General features: G+C 35.8%; 11 protein-coding genes and 3 riboswitches. Of the genes, 2 read left to right on the top strand and 9 right to left on the bottom strand.

The annotated features are described in order from the left end of the window. Nucleotides 1-172 precede the first annotated feature (172 nt). The 6 genes from MHH59_RS02175 to MHH59_RS02150 form a co-directional block, all read right to left on the bottom strand. Nucleotides 173-1,705 carry an ABC-F family ATP-binding cassette domain-containing protein gene (locus MHH59_RS02175; protein ID WP_201055445.1) on the bottom strand — a complete coding sequence of 511 codons (1,533 nt, stop codon included), beginning with the start codon at nucleotides 1,703-1,705 and terminating at the stop codon, nucleotides 173-175. A gap of 445 nt (nucleotides 1,706-2,150) precedes the next feature. Continuing rightward, entirely contained in the window at nucleotides 2,151-2,900 is a 750-nt protein-coding gene (locus tag MHH59_RS02170) for an ABC transporter ATP-binding protein (protein WP_002124980.1), read from the bottom strand. Then, a complete protein-coding gene (locus MHH59_RS02165; RefSeq protein WP_002124979.1) occupies nucleotides 2,897-3,895 on the bottom strand; it encodes an ABC transporter substrate-binding protein in 999 nt (332 codons plus the stop codon). The genes MHH59_RS02170 and MHH59_RS02165 overlap by 4 nt, the downstream gene beginning before the upstream one ends. Beyond that, complete coding sequence (locus tag MHH59_RS02160) at nucleotides 3,892-4,665, bottom strand: ABC transporter permease (protein WP_002091231.1); 774 nt, start codon at nucleotides 4,663-4,665, stop codon at nucleotides 3,892-3,894. Before MHH59_RS02160 ends, MHH59_RS02165 begins: the two co-directional genes overlap by 4 nt. Further along, nucleotides 4,637-4,957 (bottom strand): MTH1187 family thiamine-binding protein, encoded by a 321-nt coding sequence (locus MHH59_RS02155; RefSeq protein WP_000082898.1) that lies wholly within the window; start codon nucleotides 4,955-4,957, stop codon nucleotides 4,637-4,639. Before MHH59_RS02155 ends, MHH59_RS02160 begins: the two co-directional genes overlap by 29 nt. Nucleotides 4,958-5,058: 101 nt before the next feature. Beyond that, nucleotides 5,059-5,160: riboswitch (TPP riboswitch) on the bottom strand. 61 nt (nucleotides 5,161-5,221) lie between these two features. Next, nucleotides 5,222-6,961 carry a methyl-accepting chemotaxis protein gene (locus MHH59_RS02150; protein WP_016121405.1) on the bottom strand — a complete coding sequence of 580 codons (1,740 nt, stop codon included), beginning with the start codon at nucleotides 6,959-6,961 and terminating at the stop codon, nucleotides 5,222-5,224. 142 nt (nucleotides 6,962-7,103) lie between these two features. Beyond that, nucleotides 7,104-7,188: riboswitch (cyclic di-GMP riboswitch) on the bottom strand. A gap of 282 nt (nucleotides 7,189-7,470) precedes the next feature. Between MHH59_RS02150 and MHH59_RS02145 the strand changes: the two genes are divergently transcribed. After that, on the top strand, nucleotides 7,471-8,784 hold the full coding sequence (locus MHH59_RS02145) for an anaerobic C4-dicarboxylate transporter family protein (protein WP_088266035.1): 1,314 nt from the start codon (nucleotides 7,471-7,473) through the stop codon (nucleotides 8,782-8,784). A gap of 346 nt (nucleotides 8,785-9,130) precedes the next feature. Here the strand turns inward: MHH59_RS02145 and thiE are convergent, their stop codons facing one another. Continuing rightward, nucleotides 9,131-9,790, bottom strand: a complete 660-nt coding sequence (gene thiE / locus MHH59_RS02140) for a thiamine phosphate synthase (RefSeq protein ID WP_340850788.1) — start codon at nucleotides 9,788-9,790, stop codon at nucleotides 9,131-9,133. Nucleotides 9,791-9,803: 13 nt separating this feature from the next. Next, nucleotides 9,804-10,613, bottom strand: a complete 810-nt coding sequence (thiM, locus tag MHH59_RS02135; RefSeq protein ID WP_002091241.1) for a hydroxyethylthiazole kinase — start codon at nucleotides 10,611-10,613, stop codon at nucleotides 9,804-9,806. Between the two features lie 72 nt (nucleotides 10,614-10,685). Then, nucleotides 10,686-10,795, bottom strand: a riboswitch (TPP riboswitch). A gap of 228 nt (nucleotides 10,796-11,023) precedes the next feature. Here thiM and topB point away from each other — a divergent pair. Next, on the top strand, nucleotides 11,024-13,213 hold the full coding sequence (topB, locus tag MHH59_RS02130; RefSeq protein WP_002124971.1) for a DNA topoisomerase III: 2,190 nt from the start codon (nucleotides 11,024-11,026) through the stop codon (nucleotides 13,211-13,213). 39 nt (nucleotides 13,214-13,252) lie between these two features. Here the strand turns inward: topB and MHH59_RS02125 are convergent, their stop codons facing one another. Continuing rightward, nucleotides 13,253-16,114 carry a YhgE/Pip domain-containing protein gene (locus MHH59_RS02125; protein WP_340850786.1) on the bottom strand — a complete coding sequence of 954 codons (2,862 nt, stop codon included), beginning with the start codon at nucleotides 16,112-16,114 and terminating at the stop codon, nucleotides 13,253-13,255. Nucleotides 16,115-16,217 lie beyond the last annotated feature (103 nt).

The following is a 16,217-nucleotide window of genomic DNA, read 5'->3' as shown; positions in this document are numbered from 1 at the left end:
TAGTATTATTATAAATATAACCAAAGAAAAAGAACTCTTATGGTGCGCTTATAAGCGCACCATAAGAGTTCTTTTTCATACAATTCTCATTTGAGAGTTCTCGAAAATCATGTTAATCACAAAGAAAAGGCATTAACTCATAAAAGCTAATGCCTTTTCTTTGTGATTATTGTTAAACGTTCCATTTTTCGATATTCCATATTTTCGTTATCCATGCTTCATAGAAAGAGGGCTCATGTGAAACAATTAAAACTGTACCTTTATATTGTTTTAACGCTTCCTGTAAATCCGTCTTAGTCTCTGTATCCAAATGGTTAGTTGGTTCATCTAAAATTAAAACATTGCTTTTAGTTACGATAAGTTCGCATAATCGTACTTTTGTTTGTTCTCCTCCACTTAATAACTGGATAGGTTTTAATACATGTTCTTCTTTCAATCCGCACTTTGCTAATGCTTGTCGGATTTCTTTTTTTGTCATATCTGGTCTCCCTGCCCATACTCTTTCTAGTGCAGTTATTTCTGAGGAAAATTCCTCTTGTGCAAAATAAGCGGGTTTTACTCGTTCCCCAACAGAAACTGAGCCGCCTAACGGTTTTATTTGTCCTAGTAATGTTTTTAACATTGTTGTTTTTCCAATCCCATTATGACCAATAATCGCAATCTTTTCCCCTTTTTTCACTTGAAAATCCAATTCCGGAAATAACGGTTCACCATAACCAATTTTCAGTTTCTCTACCTGTAATATACGACTCACTGGCTCAGTATAAACATTAAAATCAAAACGGGCGCGAGGTACATCGTTAACCTTTTCAACCTTTTTCATTTTCTCTAATACTTTTTCACGACTTTTCGCTTGTTTCGCTTTACGAATTTTATTTTTTTGAATAAAACCCTCTAAATGTACAATTTCTTTTTGTTGTTTCGTATACGCCGCTTGTAATTGTTTCCTTTGTAATTGATAACTTTGCAAAAAGGTTTCATAATCTCCCGCATAGCGCTTAACCTTTCGTTCTTCTAGATGATAAATAACATTCGTAATATTGTTCAAAAATATTTCATCATGCGAAATGATAATATAAGCTTTTTCATACATTTGTAAATATGATTGCAACCATTCTATATGTGCTGTATCTAAATAGTTAGTTGGCTCATCTAATAATAAAACATCCGCTTTTTCTAAAAGGAGTTTCCCAAGTAACAACTTTGTCCGCTGACCACCACTTAACTTTGAAACATCCTTTTCTAATCCTATTTCAAACAAGCCTAAGCCTGTTGCTACTTCCTCAATTTCTGTATGAATTTGATAAAAATTAGAATTCTCCAATATAGTTTGTAACTCTCCATACCTTACTAACAATTTCGCTACTTCTCCTGCTCCAGCCATCTCTTCTGTAAGTTTTAACATGTCACGTTCCAACTCATACAGGTTAGAAAACGCACTTTGCAAGTATTCTTCAATTGTTATGCCTTCTTGTAAATCTATATGCTGTTGCAAAAAGCCAATCTTCACATGTGGAAACCATTCAATTTTCCCATCATCATGTATAAGTTCTCCCGTTAACAAGCGTAATAATGTTGATTTTCCAATTCCATTTTTCCCTACTAGCCCAACATGTTCGCCCTTTAATAATCGAAAGCACGTATTATATAAAATGGTTTTCTCACCATATGAATGACTTACATTTTCTACTGTTAATATACTCATCTTTTCTCTCTCCTTTTCTTATGATCCATAAGCTAAATAGAGAGAACAACAGTATAAAGCCTTATTTAGTTATACATATAAAAATGGGTAAGGTGAATACACCTTACCCATTACATATTATCGTAAGAAAGGATTAAGGTTCTTTACCTGCTGTCTTCAATTTAGCTTCATCTTTAAAAATGGGCAGACTTCTCCCGTATCAAGCTAAAACCATTTGAAGAACAGTTGATAAAGTCATTTTATCCTTTCACTCCTTTAACGTTTGTTATATTAAGAGTATAAATCACTCTGTTATATTCTATTCTCTACTTTTTCTTTTGTTCCTTCTTCCAATTTATCCGATGTTAATGAACCCACTATTTCCCCTATAGATTTCATCTTTCTCCTTCAATAGAAAAAAGCCTCTTAACAGCAATTATACAAAAAACTGTTAAAAGACTTTTTTCTATTTTTTCATGTAAGGAGCCAATACTCTTAAAATTTCTTCCTTATCCTTCTTTAACTCAAGAGATGTTAACATATCCATCGTTCGCGGCCTAGGTAATTCCACTTGGACCTCGCCAACTATTGATGCTGGTCTTTGAGATAAAATAAATACGCGATCAGAAAGTAAAATTGCCTCATCTAAGTCATGTGTAACCATAACAATTGTTTGCTTTTCTTGATGCCAAGAATTTAAAAGCCAACTGTGTACTTCCATTTTTGTAAATGCATCTAATTTTCCAAAAGGCTCATCCAGCAGCATAATTGGCTTTTCACATAAATACGTACGAAGGAAACTAATTCTTTGACGCATTCCACCTGATAACTCATCTGGATAATGATCTGCGTATTCATCTAGCTCAAATTGCTTTAATGCTTCCATTCCTTCTGTCAGCCTTTGTCTTTTAGGCTTCCCTTCGATTTCCAATGGAAGAACGATATTTTGCAAAGCCGATCGCCACGGTAGTAATAAATCTTGTTGCGGCATATAACTAACAACATCTTGTTTTTTTACATACTCCTCGTTATAAAACACTTCTCCGCTCGTTGGCTCTTCAACACTTGCAATCATATTTAATAATGTACTTTTTCCACAACCACTCGGACCTACAAAAGAGACAAACTCTCCCTCTTGTATAGACGCACTAATATTTGCTAATACATTCTTTCCATCGAAAGCTTTTACAATATCTTTTATTTGTAATCCACTCATTTTTCACTTGGAAGGAATTCATTTGTAAAGGCATCTTTTACATCGATTTTCTTTTTAATAACTTTGTTGTCATATAAGAAATTCATGTAATTCGTCCAAATCTCTTCCTTCTGTACTCCCCACGCTTTTGCATCATCTTGATACTTTGTACTTAACCACTTTTGGCTTTCTTGTACTAATTCTTTATTCACATCTGGAACAGCTTTAATTAAAATATCCGCAGCTTCTTTCGGTTCTTTAATTGCAAAATCATAACCTTCTGTCGTTGCCGTCATAAATTTTTTCACAAAATCTTTATCTTGCTTCGTATGTTTTTCACTTGTAATAATAACAGGACTATAGAAATCAAGCGCTGGATCTAAGTCTTTTACCATAATTGTATTTAACTCTTTTCCTTGACGCTTCGCTTCAATTCCATCCCATCCATAATAAATCCATTCAAAGTCTGCATCACGACCGATTGATTTAAAGAAATCTGTTTGTCCAAGAATAATTTTTTCAACTTTATTAAAATCAGCTTGATGTTTCTCCATAATCGTCTTTAACGTCGCTTCTTCTGCTGGTCCCCCCCAGCCGCCATAACGTTTACCTTCAAAATCTTTCGGTGACGTCATATTATCTTTTTTTAGAGATGCAAAAGCAGAGGTATTATGCTGAATAATTGCACCAACAGAAACAACTGGGATTCCTTCAACACGAGCTAATGTTACATTTTCTTGTGCGCTTATCGCAAAGTCTGCTTTCCCAGAAGCAATCATCTGCTCTGCCGTTACATTATCACCAGGCTGGATAATTTCTACATCAAGCCCTTGCTTTTTGTAATAATCTTTCGTTTGCGCTACATATAAGCCAGTATGATTCGTATTTGGAAACCAATCTAAAACGACTTTTACTTTTTTATCTTTACTTGAACTTTCTTCTTTCTTCGCCGGATTACATCCAGCAACAGTTACTGCTAATAATGCAGCTAACATAATTTTTAAACCTTTTTTCATTTTCTGCCGCCCTTTCTGTATATCCATGGTGCTGTTATTCTTGCCATAAATTCAACAATAAAGTACAGACATAATGTCACCATGACGATAATCGCTGCAACACCAAATACTCGAGCCGTTAAAAAGGATTTTGTTGCTCTTGTAAGCATAACTCCTAATCCTTCGCTGGCACCAAGCCATTCCCCAATAATCGCCCCCATCACACTATATGTAACAGCAATTTTTAAACCTGAGAAGAAGTATGGGAGTACTGCTGGAAACTTTACTTTCTGGTAAACTTGCCATTTCGTTGCCTTCATTGTTTGTAACAGTTTCAGCATATTTTTATCTACCGTTTGGAAACCTTCTAAAATGCTAAGCGCAATTGGGAAGAAACAAACAAGAATAACAACCATTACTTTTGGCAACATTCCGTATCCAAACCAAATAATAAATAATGGTGCGAGCACAACGATTGGAATTGTTTGCGAAATAACGAGCAATGGATTCATTAAAATCCGAAATAAAGGGATGACATCCATAATGATAGCAATACTCGTCCCAAGTAAAATTGCAAAAAACAACCCAATTATTACTTCCTGTAACGTTTGCACTGTATTCGGTAATAGTAAATCTTTCATTCCAATTAACTCTTGCACAATTGCAGACGGCTTCGGTAAAATCCACGGCTCAATTTTAAATAATGAAACAGATCCTTCCCATATAGCAATGAGAAGGATAAGCCAAATTGTTGTGATTATTTTAGATCGCTTCTGGTTTTGCATATTCATCACGGTACTTCCAAACTTTTTCGTCAATCGTTACACCTGTACTTGGACGATAGTGAATTTTAATAGAAGTGATTACTTCTTCTGCTCCAGCATCGACGCAAGCTTGTTGCGCGCGTTTAATGACGTCAAGAAGTACATCTAATTCTCCTTCCAACGTTGTTTCCATTGCCCCTACTTCATAACGAACTCCCGACTGTTGTACAACTTCAATTGCTTTATCAACAACGGAATACACATCTTTGTTCTTCGCTTGTGGTACTACTGAAAATGAAATTGTAACTTGTTGTGACATAATAAAATCCCCCTTACAAAATATGGTTTCAAAAAAAGAAAAGGCTTTCCTACCATGTAGGAAAGCCTTGTATACAAGTTATTCTATAATAACTTATGCTACATCACTTTAAAGTAACTCCCTACGCTGGCATTATCCAGATCAGGTTGAGGGTCGATGTATACTTACATCCTCTCAGCCAATTGGCTCCCCGGTTCTTAATTCGTTTTCATTGTAGCATGATTTATTTTATTGAACAAACAAAAGCATGCATAATCACTTCATTTAACTTTTGAATTCCCCAATTAACTCTTGTAACTCCTGTGAAAGCCAACTTAAAGAACTAGCTAATTCAGCAATATCTTGTACAGACATTTCCTGTTCTTTCATACTTTCTTGAACATTACTACTACTATTCGCATACTTATTTGCGATAAGTGATAGTTCATTTACAACACGAACAATATTTTGGCTATTTTGCAATATATCACTTGAATTGCTAGAAACAGCTCTAACTTGATTGGTAACAGTTTGTGCTGATTTCGAAATTTTTTCAAAGAAAGCACCACTACTTTCAACAAGTTTAATTCCTGATTCTACTTCTTTTGAAGCTTTTTGCATTGAAACAACAGCTTCTTCCGTTCCAGCTTGTGTTTCCCCAATTAATTTTGCTATATCTTTTGCTGATGCTTCCGTCTGCTCTGCTAATTTACGCACTTCATCAGCAACAACGGCAAATCCCTCTCCAGTTTCCTCAGCACGTGAAGCTTCAATAGTAGCATGTAAAGCTAGCGAATTAGTTTGATTTGAAATACCTGTAATTTCAGTTACAATATCACTAATTTCTTTTGATCTTGCTTCCAAAGAATAAATAATAGAAGATAAATCTTGTACTGCATTTTGTATTATGTTCATTTGATTAATCGCCTGTTTAATAACACCATTTCCTTTTCCTGAATGATGCTCTATACCTTCAGACTCTTTCGCCATTTGTTTTGCAGCATTCGTTATCTCTTCCATCTTATCTTCCATTTCATATACAATACCTAAATACTGTGGTACTGAAGTTTCTTGTGACTGGGCGCCAGCTCTTAACTCAACCATAGAACTTACGATTTCTTGAACTGCCATGCTATTCTCTTTCGTACTCACTGACAATTCTTTTGAAGATGAGGAAACCTGTTCTGCTGTCTGCTTCACTTTATCTATAATTCCTTTAAACTTCTCGATAGTATTATTAAAATACGCATTAATAATACCAATATCATCTGGTCTTTCCTCTAATTTAATACTTAAATCACCTTCACCGACTTTGCGCAACCCTTCACGTAAATCCCGCAATGGAGCAAGTGCGTTACGTACGATTAAGAATTGAATAACAGTTGCAATTAAAACAGAAATACAAATAAACATTAAACCTTGTATAATGAATTTTCCCTTTGTAATAGGAACAATAGAGGCATCTACATCGGCTGCAACAATTGCCACAATATTATCTTCTCCATCTTTAATTGGCTCTAATATCGTTACCCATGATCCTAATGCGTCTTCATATACTACTGTCATGTTTGCTTTTTTCGTGCTCATTACCTTATCATATGCTTTCATCCAAAGATCTGGTTGTTTATAATAGTCCCCTGGCTTTACTTCAACAACATTTGCTAAGTCTGTAGACAAGTCGACGATTTGTAACTCACCTTTTTCATTTTCTTTTGCTCCAACAATATACGTTTGTCCAACACTGTTCAATTCTTCCGTTGATTCATCTAATTTCTCTGTTAACTTCTCTCTCTTTTCTCTTTCTGCCGTTGGATCTTTTGCAACATCTCTCACTATTTCTGCGTCTAATTTATGTAATACCGTATCTCCTGTTTCAAAAGAATGCCTTTCAAATATAGACATCATACTATTTTGAAACATGTTAAAACTTAACGCCCCCATACTACCAACAAGCGTCAAAATAACTAATACAGTTAACAATACATTTTTTTGAAGAAATGATAGCTTGTGCCAATACTTTCCCATTAACATCACCTTTCTAAATTAACTTAGTATAAAGTAAAACTATTAAAATATAAACCTCATCAATAAATGATAACAATTCTCATTTGTTTACAAATAAAAAAAAGACCAATGAAAAAGCATTGGTCAAAACCAACCCTATCCGTCCGGTAACTGGCTAGCATAGTCATTTGACCTTAGCCCCTGTAGTTTTGCGCCCTCATGTTTCCATCAGTTTGCCTTTCTCGCTGAACGAGTTGAACGATATGGGAGTTCTATGAGAATTTAAATATTCTCTTTCAAAGATTACAACATAAAAATTAAAATGTCCACTTATTTAGAGATTTAAATATAAAGTTTTAATGTATTATTTTTTCGAAATAATTTAACAAAGTTCGTGAATGTTACATTTCTTGTGTTATATAATAAAAAACGTATACAACACAAGGATTATTCCGGATATTAATTTAATTTTCTTTCAAATTAAATTATTCGAATATATCTTAACTTACGAATTTCGGAGGTAGTTTATCATGTTTTGGCTACAATTTCTTACGTTACTACTCTGCATTTTTATTGGTGCACGCTTAGGCGGAGTTGGTCTAGGAGTAATGGGTGGCGTTGGTATGGCAATACTTGTTTTCGTCTTCCACTTACAACCTACAGCCCCTCCTATTGATGTAATGCTTATGATTTTAGCAGTAATTACAGCTGCCGGTGCTTTGCAAGCTGCTGGAGGAATGGATTATCTTGTCCATCTCGCCGAAAAAGCATTACGAAAAAACCCAAAACGCATTACATTCTTTGCTCCTATTGTTACTTATTTATTCACGCTATGCGCGGGAACTGGTCATGTCGCTTATTCTGTACTTCCCGTTATCGCCGAAGTATCTCGCGAATCAGGAATTAGACCTGAACGACCAATGTCAATTGCCGTTATCGCTTCCCAGCAGGCAATTACAGCTAGTCCAATATCGGCTGCAACAGTTGCACTTTTAGCAATGTTAGCCGACTATAAAATCACCTTGTTAGATATTTTAAAAGTTAGTATCCCTTCTACTTTTATTGCTTGTATGGTAGCTGCATTCGTTGCTAGTAAAATGGGAAAAGAATTAAATGAAGACCCTGAATACTTGAAGCGATTAAAAGAGGGAATGATCCCTAAACTTGAAGAGAAAAAAGAATTTGCGGGTGTAAAAGGCGCTAAATTATCAGTTATCCTTTTCCTAGTAGGAACTTTCCTTGTCGTACTTCTTGGTTCATTTGAAGCCCTTCGTCCGGGATGGATGGTTGATGGGAAGTTAGCTCGTCTTTCCATGCCAAACACAATTGAAATGGTCATGTTAACCATTGCTGCTCTTATTATTATTTTCTGTAAACCAAATGTGGAAAGCATTGTAACTGGTAACGTCTTTAAAGCAGGCGCAACAGCAGTTGTTGCTATTTTTGGTATCGCTTGGATGGGAGATACTTTCTTCAACGGAAACTTAAATATAATTCAAGGATCAATTCAACACTTAGTGACAAGTGCACCATGGCTATTTGCTATTGCACTATTCATTCTATCTATTTTACTGTATAGCCAAGCAGCAACAGTTCGTGCTTTAGTGCCACTCGGACTATCACTTGGTATTCCGCCGGCATTACTTATTGCGATGTTCCCTGCAGTAAATGGATATTTCTTCATTCCAAACTACGGGACAATCGTTGCTGCAATTAACTTTGACCGTACTGGTACAACAGGAATTGGTAAATATGTTTTAAATCATAGCTTTATGATTCCTGGCCTAATCGCAACATTCACTTCTATCGGAATTGGAATGCTCTTAATTTCAATTATGTTTTAAATAAAGTGAAACTTTAATCAGTGGGGGGGTTTGTTCATCCCCCACTGATTATTAGCCCGCACCAATCGGGCTTTTACGGGCAGTTGATCTCCCACCTAACCTCTTTGTTAAAGCCGAATTTTGAGGTAGGAGTTTTACTGCCCGGCGAATAGCGGGATAAAAGCACAAACCTACAATTTTAAAGGGTTTGTGCTTTTTTAATCAAACGTTTGTTTAAAAAAATTGAAACTTTAATCAGTGGGTTTTGTTCACCCCCCCACTGATTATTAGCCCGCACCAATCGGGCTTTTACCGGCGTAAGACTCCCACAAATAGCAGGATAAACGAAACAACTCATTTTGCGACTCTACAAACTCTTATTTACTTCCTCAACTAATTTCTTCGTACCTTCATACGCAGATTCCGCTAAGCTAATCGCTGAAATAACTGAAACACCATCCGCACCCGCTTCTATAACAGAAGCTGTATTTTCAATTGTAATCCCACCAATCCCAACGATCGGTATTGTAATCTCTTGTTCCCTAAAATACTTTAGACCTTCCGTTCCTTGAACCGCTTTTGTATCTTTTTTCGTACTCGTCGGGAAAATTGGACCAACTCCTAAATAATCAGCTCCATTTTCAATCGCCCAGCGTGCTTCTTCAATTGTATGTGTAGATACACCAACAATTTTATCACCCATTTTTTCACGAACAGAAGTAATTCCTTCATCATCTTGTCCAACATGCACGCCATCTGCATCTAACTCGAGGGCTAGTTCCACATCATCATTTACGATGAATGGTACACCGTACTCCTTGCAAAGCGCTTGTAGTTCTTTCGCAAAATCAATACGTTTCTCTCCCGTTAAAGCCCCTTCTCCCTTTTCACGAAGTTGAAAAATTGTTATACCACCTTCTAGTGCATCTCTCAATACTTGTAGTGGCTCCTTCGTACAATTGTTACTTCCCATAATAAAATATACTGGTAATAACCTAGACATTTCAGCCTTTGTAATACGCGGCATCTAGTTCCTCTCCTTACTGTATAACCTCAATCTTTCCATACTTCTCAATATCATCTGAAGTTGTATTCGCTAACTGATTTAAAAATTCAATTTGAAAGCTTCCTGGTCCATTCTCTACTGTTTTCGAAGCCGCTACTTCTGCTGCTACTCCATAGAATGTTAATGCGGCTACTGCTGCCTTTACATAATCCTTTTCTACCGCTACAAATGCTCCTATTACAGAAGTTAGTAAACAACCAGTTCCCGTAACTTTCGTTAAAATAGGATGGCCATTTCGAATAAGAATAGTTCGCTCTCCATCTGTAACAACATCTTCTTGTCCAGTAATTATCGCAACTGTATTTAATTCATCCGCTGCCTGTTTTGCAATATTTACAACATTACCGTTTCCAGTACCAGCATCTACACCTTTAATTTCCCATTTCTCATTAATAACGTTAGCTATTTCAGCCGCATTTCCGCGGATAACAGCTAAATCGATTTCAGCTGGAATATATCTCGCAACTTCTGTTCGATAAGAAGTTGCTCCTGCCCCAACTGGATCAAACAATACTGGTACATCATTCTTATTTGCTGATTTACCAGCAAGTAACATCGCTTCTACCTCTTCAGGACGAAGTGTACCCATATTTAAAACAAGGGCTCCCGCAATGCTAGCCATTTCTGCTACTTCTTCTTTTGCATACGCCATTACAGGTGATGCTCCTAATGCTAACAAACCGTTTGCTGTAAAATTTGTTACAACAACATTTGTAATATTATGCACGAGTGGATTAGACTCTCTCACCAAATCCACTACTTTACTAATTTCTTTCATATTCATCCTTTTCATCTCCTAACTATAGTAATGGGAGATACACAAAAAGGCACTTTGCGCGTACGCAAAGTGCCTGAACATGTGCTTTTACACTCTCCCTACGCTGGCATTATCCAACAGGTTCAAATGGTCAATGACGGACTAGTCATACTCTCAGTTTGCATCCACAAACTCCCATGTGTTTATTATTCATCTACTTCAAAGTCTACTCTTATTCTAGTAAAATAACAAGTTCTTTACTTTTATAGAATGATAGAGATCAGAACTCTCCTGGTTCAACCATTCTTCGCCTTTATATAAGTAAAACTCTCACACGTATATTTCACCACAAATAACTCAAACCGTCAGCAAGACTGAATCGAACAAAGATGTATGCTATATTTAACGTATGGAAATTTGAAAGGATGTTTTTAAATATGGCAAAAAGTATTGTAATTGCTGAAAAACCTTCTGTTGCACGTGATATCGCACGTGTACTGAAATGTGATAAAAAAGGGAACGGCTATCTTGAAGGTAGTAAATATATTGTTACTTGGGCTTTAGGTCATCTCGTTACATTAGCTGATCCAGAAAGCTATGATGTGAAATATAAACAGTGGAATTTAGAAGATTTACCAATGCTACCGGAGCGTTTAAAACTAACCGTTATTAAACAAACAGGGAAACAGTTTAACGCTGTAAAAAGTCAGCTTCTTAGAAAAGATGTAAATGAAATCATTATAGCTACTGACGCCGGTCGTGAGGGCGAGTTGGTCGCACGCTGGATTATCGATAAAGTTAAAATGCAGAAACCGATTAAACGTCTATGGATTTCATCTGTTACCGATAAAGCAATTAAAGATGGCTTCGCAAATTTAAAACCAGGAAAAGCATATGACAATCTATACGCTTCAGCTGTCGCACGTTCAGAGGCTGACTGGTATATCGGACTTAATGCGACTCGAGCATTAACTACTCGCTTTAATGCCCAACTAAATTGTGGTCGTGTTCAAACACCTACTGTAGCCATGATTGCAAGCCGTGAAGATGAAATCAAACATTTCAAAGCTCAAACTTACTATGGTATCGAAGCTCAAACAGCTGAGAGATTAAAGCTAACTTGGCAAGATACAAAAGGAAATAGCCGTAGCTTTAATAAAGAAAAAACTGATGCAATCGTGAACAAAATTAGTAAACAAAATGCTACTGTTGTAGACATTGATAAAAAACAAAAGAAATCGTTCGCTCCTGGTCTTTACGATTTAACTGAGCTACAACGTGATGCGAATAAAATATTTGGTTACTCTGCGAAAGAAACATTAAACATTATGCAAAAATTATATGAACAGCATAAAGTTTTAACGTACCCTCGTACAGATTCACGCTATATTTCATCTGATATTGTCGGAACACTTCCAGAGCGTCTGAAGGCTTGCGGAGTTGGAGAATACCGTCCTTTAGCACATAAAGTATTGCAGAAACCTGTAAAATCTAATAAATCATTTGTTGATGATAGTAAAGTAAGTGATCATCACGCAATTATTCCAACAGAGAGCTATGTAAACTTCTCAGCTTTCACAGATAAAGAACGTAAAATTTATGACTTAGTTGTAAAACGTTTCTTAGCTGTTTTATTCCCGGCCTTTGAATATGAACAACTAACATTGCGCACGAAAATTGGTGACGAAACGTTCATCGCACGCGGAAAAACGATTTTACATGCTGGTTGGAAAGAGGTTTATGAAAATCGATTTGAAGATGATGATGCAAGCGATGATGTAAAAGAACAAATCTTACCTCGCATCGAAAAAGGCGATACATTAAACATAAAACTAATTGTCCAAACATCAGGTCAAACGAAAGCACCTGCACGTTTTAATGAAGCAACATTACTTTCAGCGATGGAAAACCCAACAAAATACATGGATACGCAAAACAAACAACTTGCTGACACGTTAAAGTCAACTGGTGGATTAGGTACTGTAGCTACACGAGCTGATATTATCGACAAGTTATTCAATTCGTTCTTGCTTGAAAAACGTGGTAAAGATATTCACATTACTTCAAAAGGCCGTCAGTTACTTGATTTAGTGCCAGAAGAACTGAAATCTCCTACACTAACTGGTGAATGGGAGCAAAAGTTAGAAGCTATCGCTAAAGGAAAATTAAAGAAAGAAGTATTCATTTCAGAAATGAAGAACTATACGAAAGAAATTGTTGCTGAAATTAAATCGAGTGATAAGAAATATAAACACGACAACATTTCAACGAAGTCTTGTCCAGACTGTGGTAAACCAATGTTAGAAGTAAACGGTAAAAAAGGTAAAATGCTTGTATGCCAAGATCGCGAATGTGGTCACCGTAAAAATGTATCCCGCACTACAAATGCACGCTGTCCTCAGTGTAAAAAGAAACTAGAACTTCGTGGTGAAGGAGCAGGCCAAATTTTCGCATGTAAATGTGGCTATCGTGAGAAACTTTCTACATTCCAAGAGAGACGTAAAAAAGAATCCGGCAGCAAAGCTGATAAACGCGACGTTCAAAAATATATGAAACAGCAGAACAAAGAAGAAGAACCATTAAACAATCCATTCGCAGAAGCATTAAAGAAATTAAAATTTGATTAAACAAAAAGGTTCCTACCACTATCGGTAGGAACCTTTTTATTAATGAATGATTTTACTTCCTTTTGCATTCTCAACGAATTTTTCACTTGATTTGTTAATTGGTGTTTTCAGTAATAACGCAGCAACAATCATAACTACTACGAAAACACTTAACACAAGTAAATCTCTAGTTACTATATCCCAAAGCATTCCGCCAACTGTTTCACGAATTGCACTAATTGCATATGTGAATGGTAAGAACGGATAAATTGCTTGGAAGAACGGTGGTGTCATTTGAATTGGGAATGTTCCGCCTGATCCCGCTACTTGCAGTACAAGTAAAATGATCGCCATCGATTTCCCAACGTTTCCGAAAATAGAAACGAGTGAGTATACGATACAAACAAAGACTCCCCCAATAAATAAACTAAATAACACAAACCAGAACTTATCGACTACGTACGTACCGAGTAAGAATATATCTCCCATTGATACGATAAACGCTTGTGAAAGACCTATCGTTAAGAATGTTAATAAACGTCCGAAGTAAACTTCATGGCTCTTATAATTCGCGCCCTCTTCGTGTACTTCTACCGTTAATAATGAAACCATTAATAATGCGCCTACCCATAATGCAAGCACTGTATAGAATGGTGACATTGCTGAACCGTAGTTCGGCATTGCAAATAATTTATTCTCTTTTAAATTTACTGGATTTGCAAAGTAGTCACTTTGCTTTTCAACATCATTCTTTAATAAGCGTATGATGTCTTTTATATCCTCTTCAGATTCAAAATCACGAATTTTATCTGCTAATTCTTTAATCTTTTTCTCAGTCTCCGGCATTTCAGCTTTAATGTCTGCTAATTTCTTTCTACCGTCTACTAAGCCTTTTGATGAATCTTCTAGTAATTTTTTAACATCTGGAAGCTTTTTGTCTGCATCATTTAAAATTTGAGTTGTATTTTTCGACATCTCTTTTGTACGAGCAATTGCTGTATTAAAGTTAGGTACAATTTCTGAATCATACGTCGATAATACATCTGTTAATTGAGCTGATCCGCCCTTCGCAGCGTTGTTAATACTTTCAATTACATCTTTTGTAGGTTTTTGGCCATTGTTAAGAAGTGTAATCCCCTTATTCGTTGCCTCTACACCTTTTTGTAAGCTGCTTTTCGCTTTGTTTAATTTTGTAATTCCATTATTAAGGTTTTTATCACTATTTACATCCGCTAAAACCTTATTTGTACTTTCTAGAACTGGAATCATATCATCAATCAAACCAATTCCAGATTGGAATTGACCATTTAAGCTATTTAAAGCTACTTTCGTTGAATCTAAACCGTTAACACCTCTATTTTGTACATCTTCTTTCGCTTTTTGTAAATCTGCTTTTGCACCTTCAAGGCCATTTTTTGCTTTATCGTAATCTGCTTTTGCATTGTCATATGCTGCATTTGCATCAACTTTAGCTTGATCTACTGTACTAACTGCTTTTTGATAATCTGCTACAAATGTTTCATTATAATCTTTTTCAGCTCGATCGATTAAAGCATTTGTTTCATTTAGTTTCTGATTGATTCCATCTCGCACATCTTGTTTTACTTCTTGACCTGTGCTAATCAAATCATTTAAACGTTTAAATCGATTATTTAAATCTTGTTGTCCATCTTTAATAGCTGTTAAATGCTCTTTTCTTGTTTTAAAGAAATTTTGCCCAAACTCAGTTTGAGCTCCTTGCTCTAAACGAGCCATAACATCAATTACATAAGAGAGATTGTCAATATGCGTTTGAAGATTATTAGATATAGTTGAAATATTTTTCTTAGCTATCTCTGGGTCAACGCTCCCATTTTGCAATCCATCCATAACACTTTGTGCATAAGCTGTTCCTGCACGGGATGAACTTAAAACATTATTGACTGTTTGATTAATATTTTGCGCTATATTTTTATAACCATCACTATTCAACTTAGAAAGGTCCGGTCTTGCAGGGAATTCAGGTAATCCATTCATTCCAGACAAATCAGGAATATTTAAGTCTACACCTGGATTCATTAAAAAGTCAGTAAATGCAGCTGCACTATCCATAACGCCTTTTGCTACTACTAAATCATTTCTTATCGTTCCTGGAGCATTCTTTAATGTTTGATCTTGTCTTGCAAAGAACTTATCTAAATTTGCCAACGCTTCTTGCCCATCATTTATTACACTCTCTACAACAGGTAGATCTTCTTGTGCTACTTTCACGATATCTTCCGCTCGAGTTGCATCATCTAACGCCTTATCCATAAGTGTATTCATTTCTGGGAACTGCGCTTCTAATTTAAATACAAGATCTTTTACTTTCTCGATGCTTGGTAAGTTAGTTTCTAAATCGATTCCAAGGTCATTGAAGATTTTAAAAATCTCACCGTTTGCTGTTTTAACAAAGTTTTTACTAACCTCTTCTGTAAGACCCGATGCACCTTTAGCTGTAATTTTCGGTGCAATCGCATTTACTTTTTCATTTACATAGTAATCAAGTTCTGGTTTCTGTGGATTTTCATTCAAGACCGTTGCAATCTTTTCAGAAAAATCTTTTGGAATAGTAATACTTGCGGAATAATCTCCACGCTCTACTCCATAAATTGCTTGCTTTTCATCAACAAACTTCCACCCGAAATTTTTGTCCTTCTTAAGTGAATCTACAATTTCTTCCCCGATGTTAATATCTTTCCCTCTTAAATTTGATCCAACATCTTGGTTAGAAACTGCAATTTGGATTCCTTTCGTATTTCCGTAAGGATCCCAAGAAGCTTTAATGTTAAACCATGCATATAACGATGGTAAAATCATTAACCCTAAAACAATAACAATTGCAGCCCAATGTTTGGCTACATTCCGTAAATCTGTCTTATAAATACGCCAAATCTGTTTCATATAAGCAATCACCTAATTATATATTTTTCTTTCTTTAGAAAATGATACATACATTTTGCAATTATATCACTTTCTACATCGTGGATTAAACGAAAACATACTA

Source organism: Bacillus sp. FSL E2-0195 (assembly GCF_038003645.1).
Taxonomy (GTDB): Bacteria; Bacillota; Bacilli; order Bacillales; family Bacillaceae_G; genus Bacillus_A; species Bacillus_A mycoides.
Note: the sequence above shows the minus strand (reverse complement) of the source record. Positions and strands in the feature narration are given on the sequence as shown.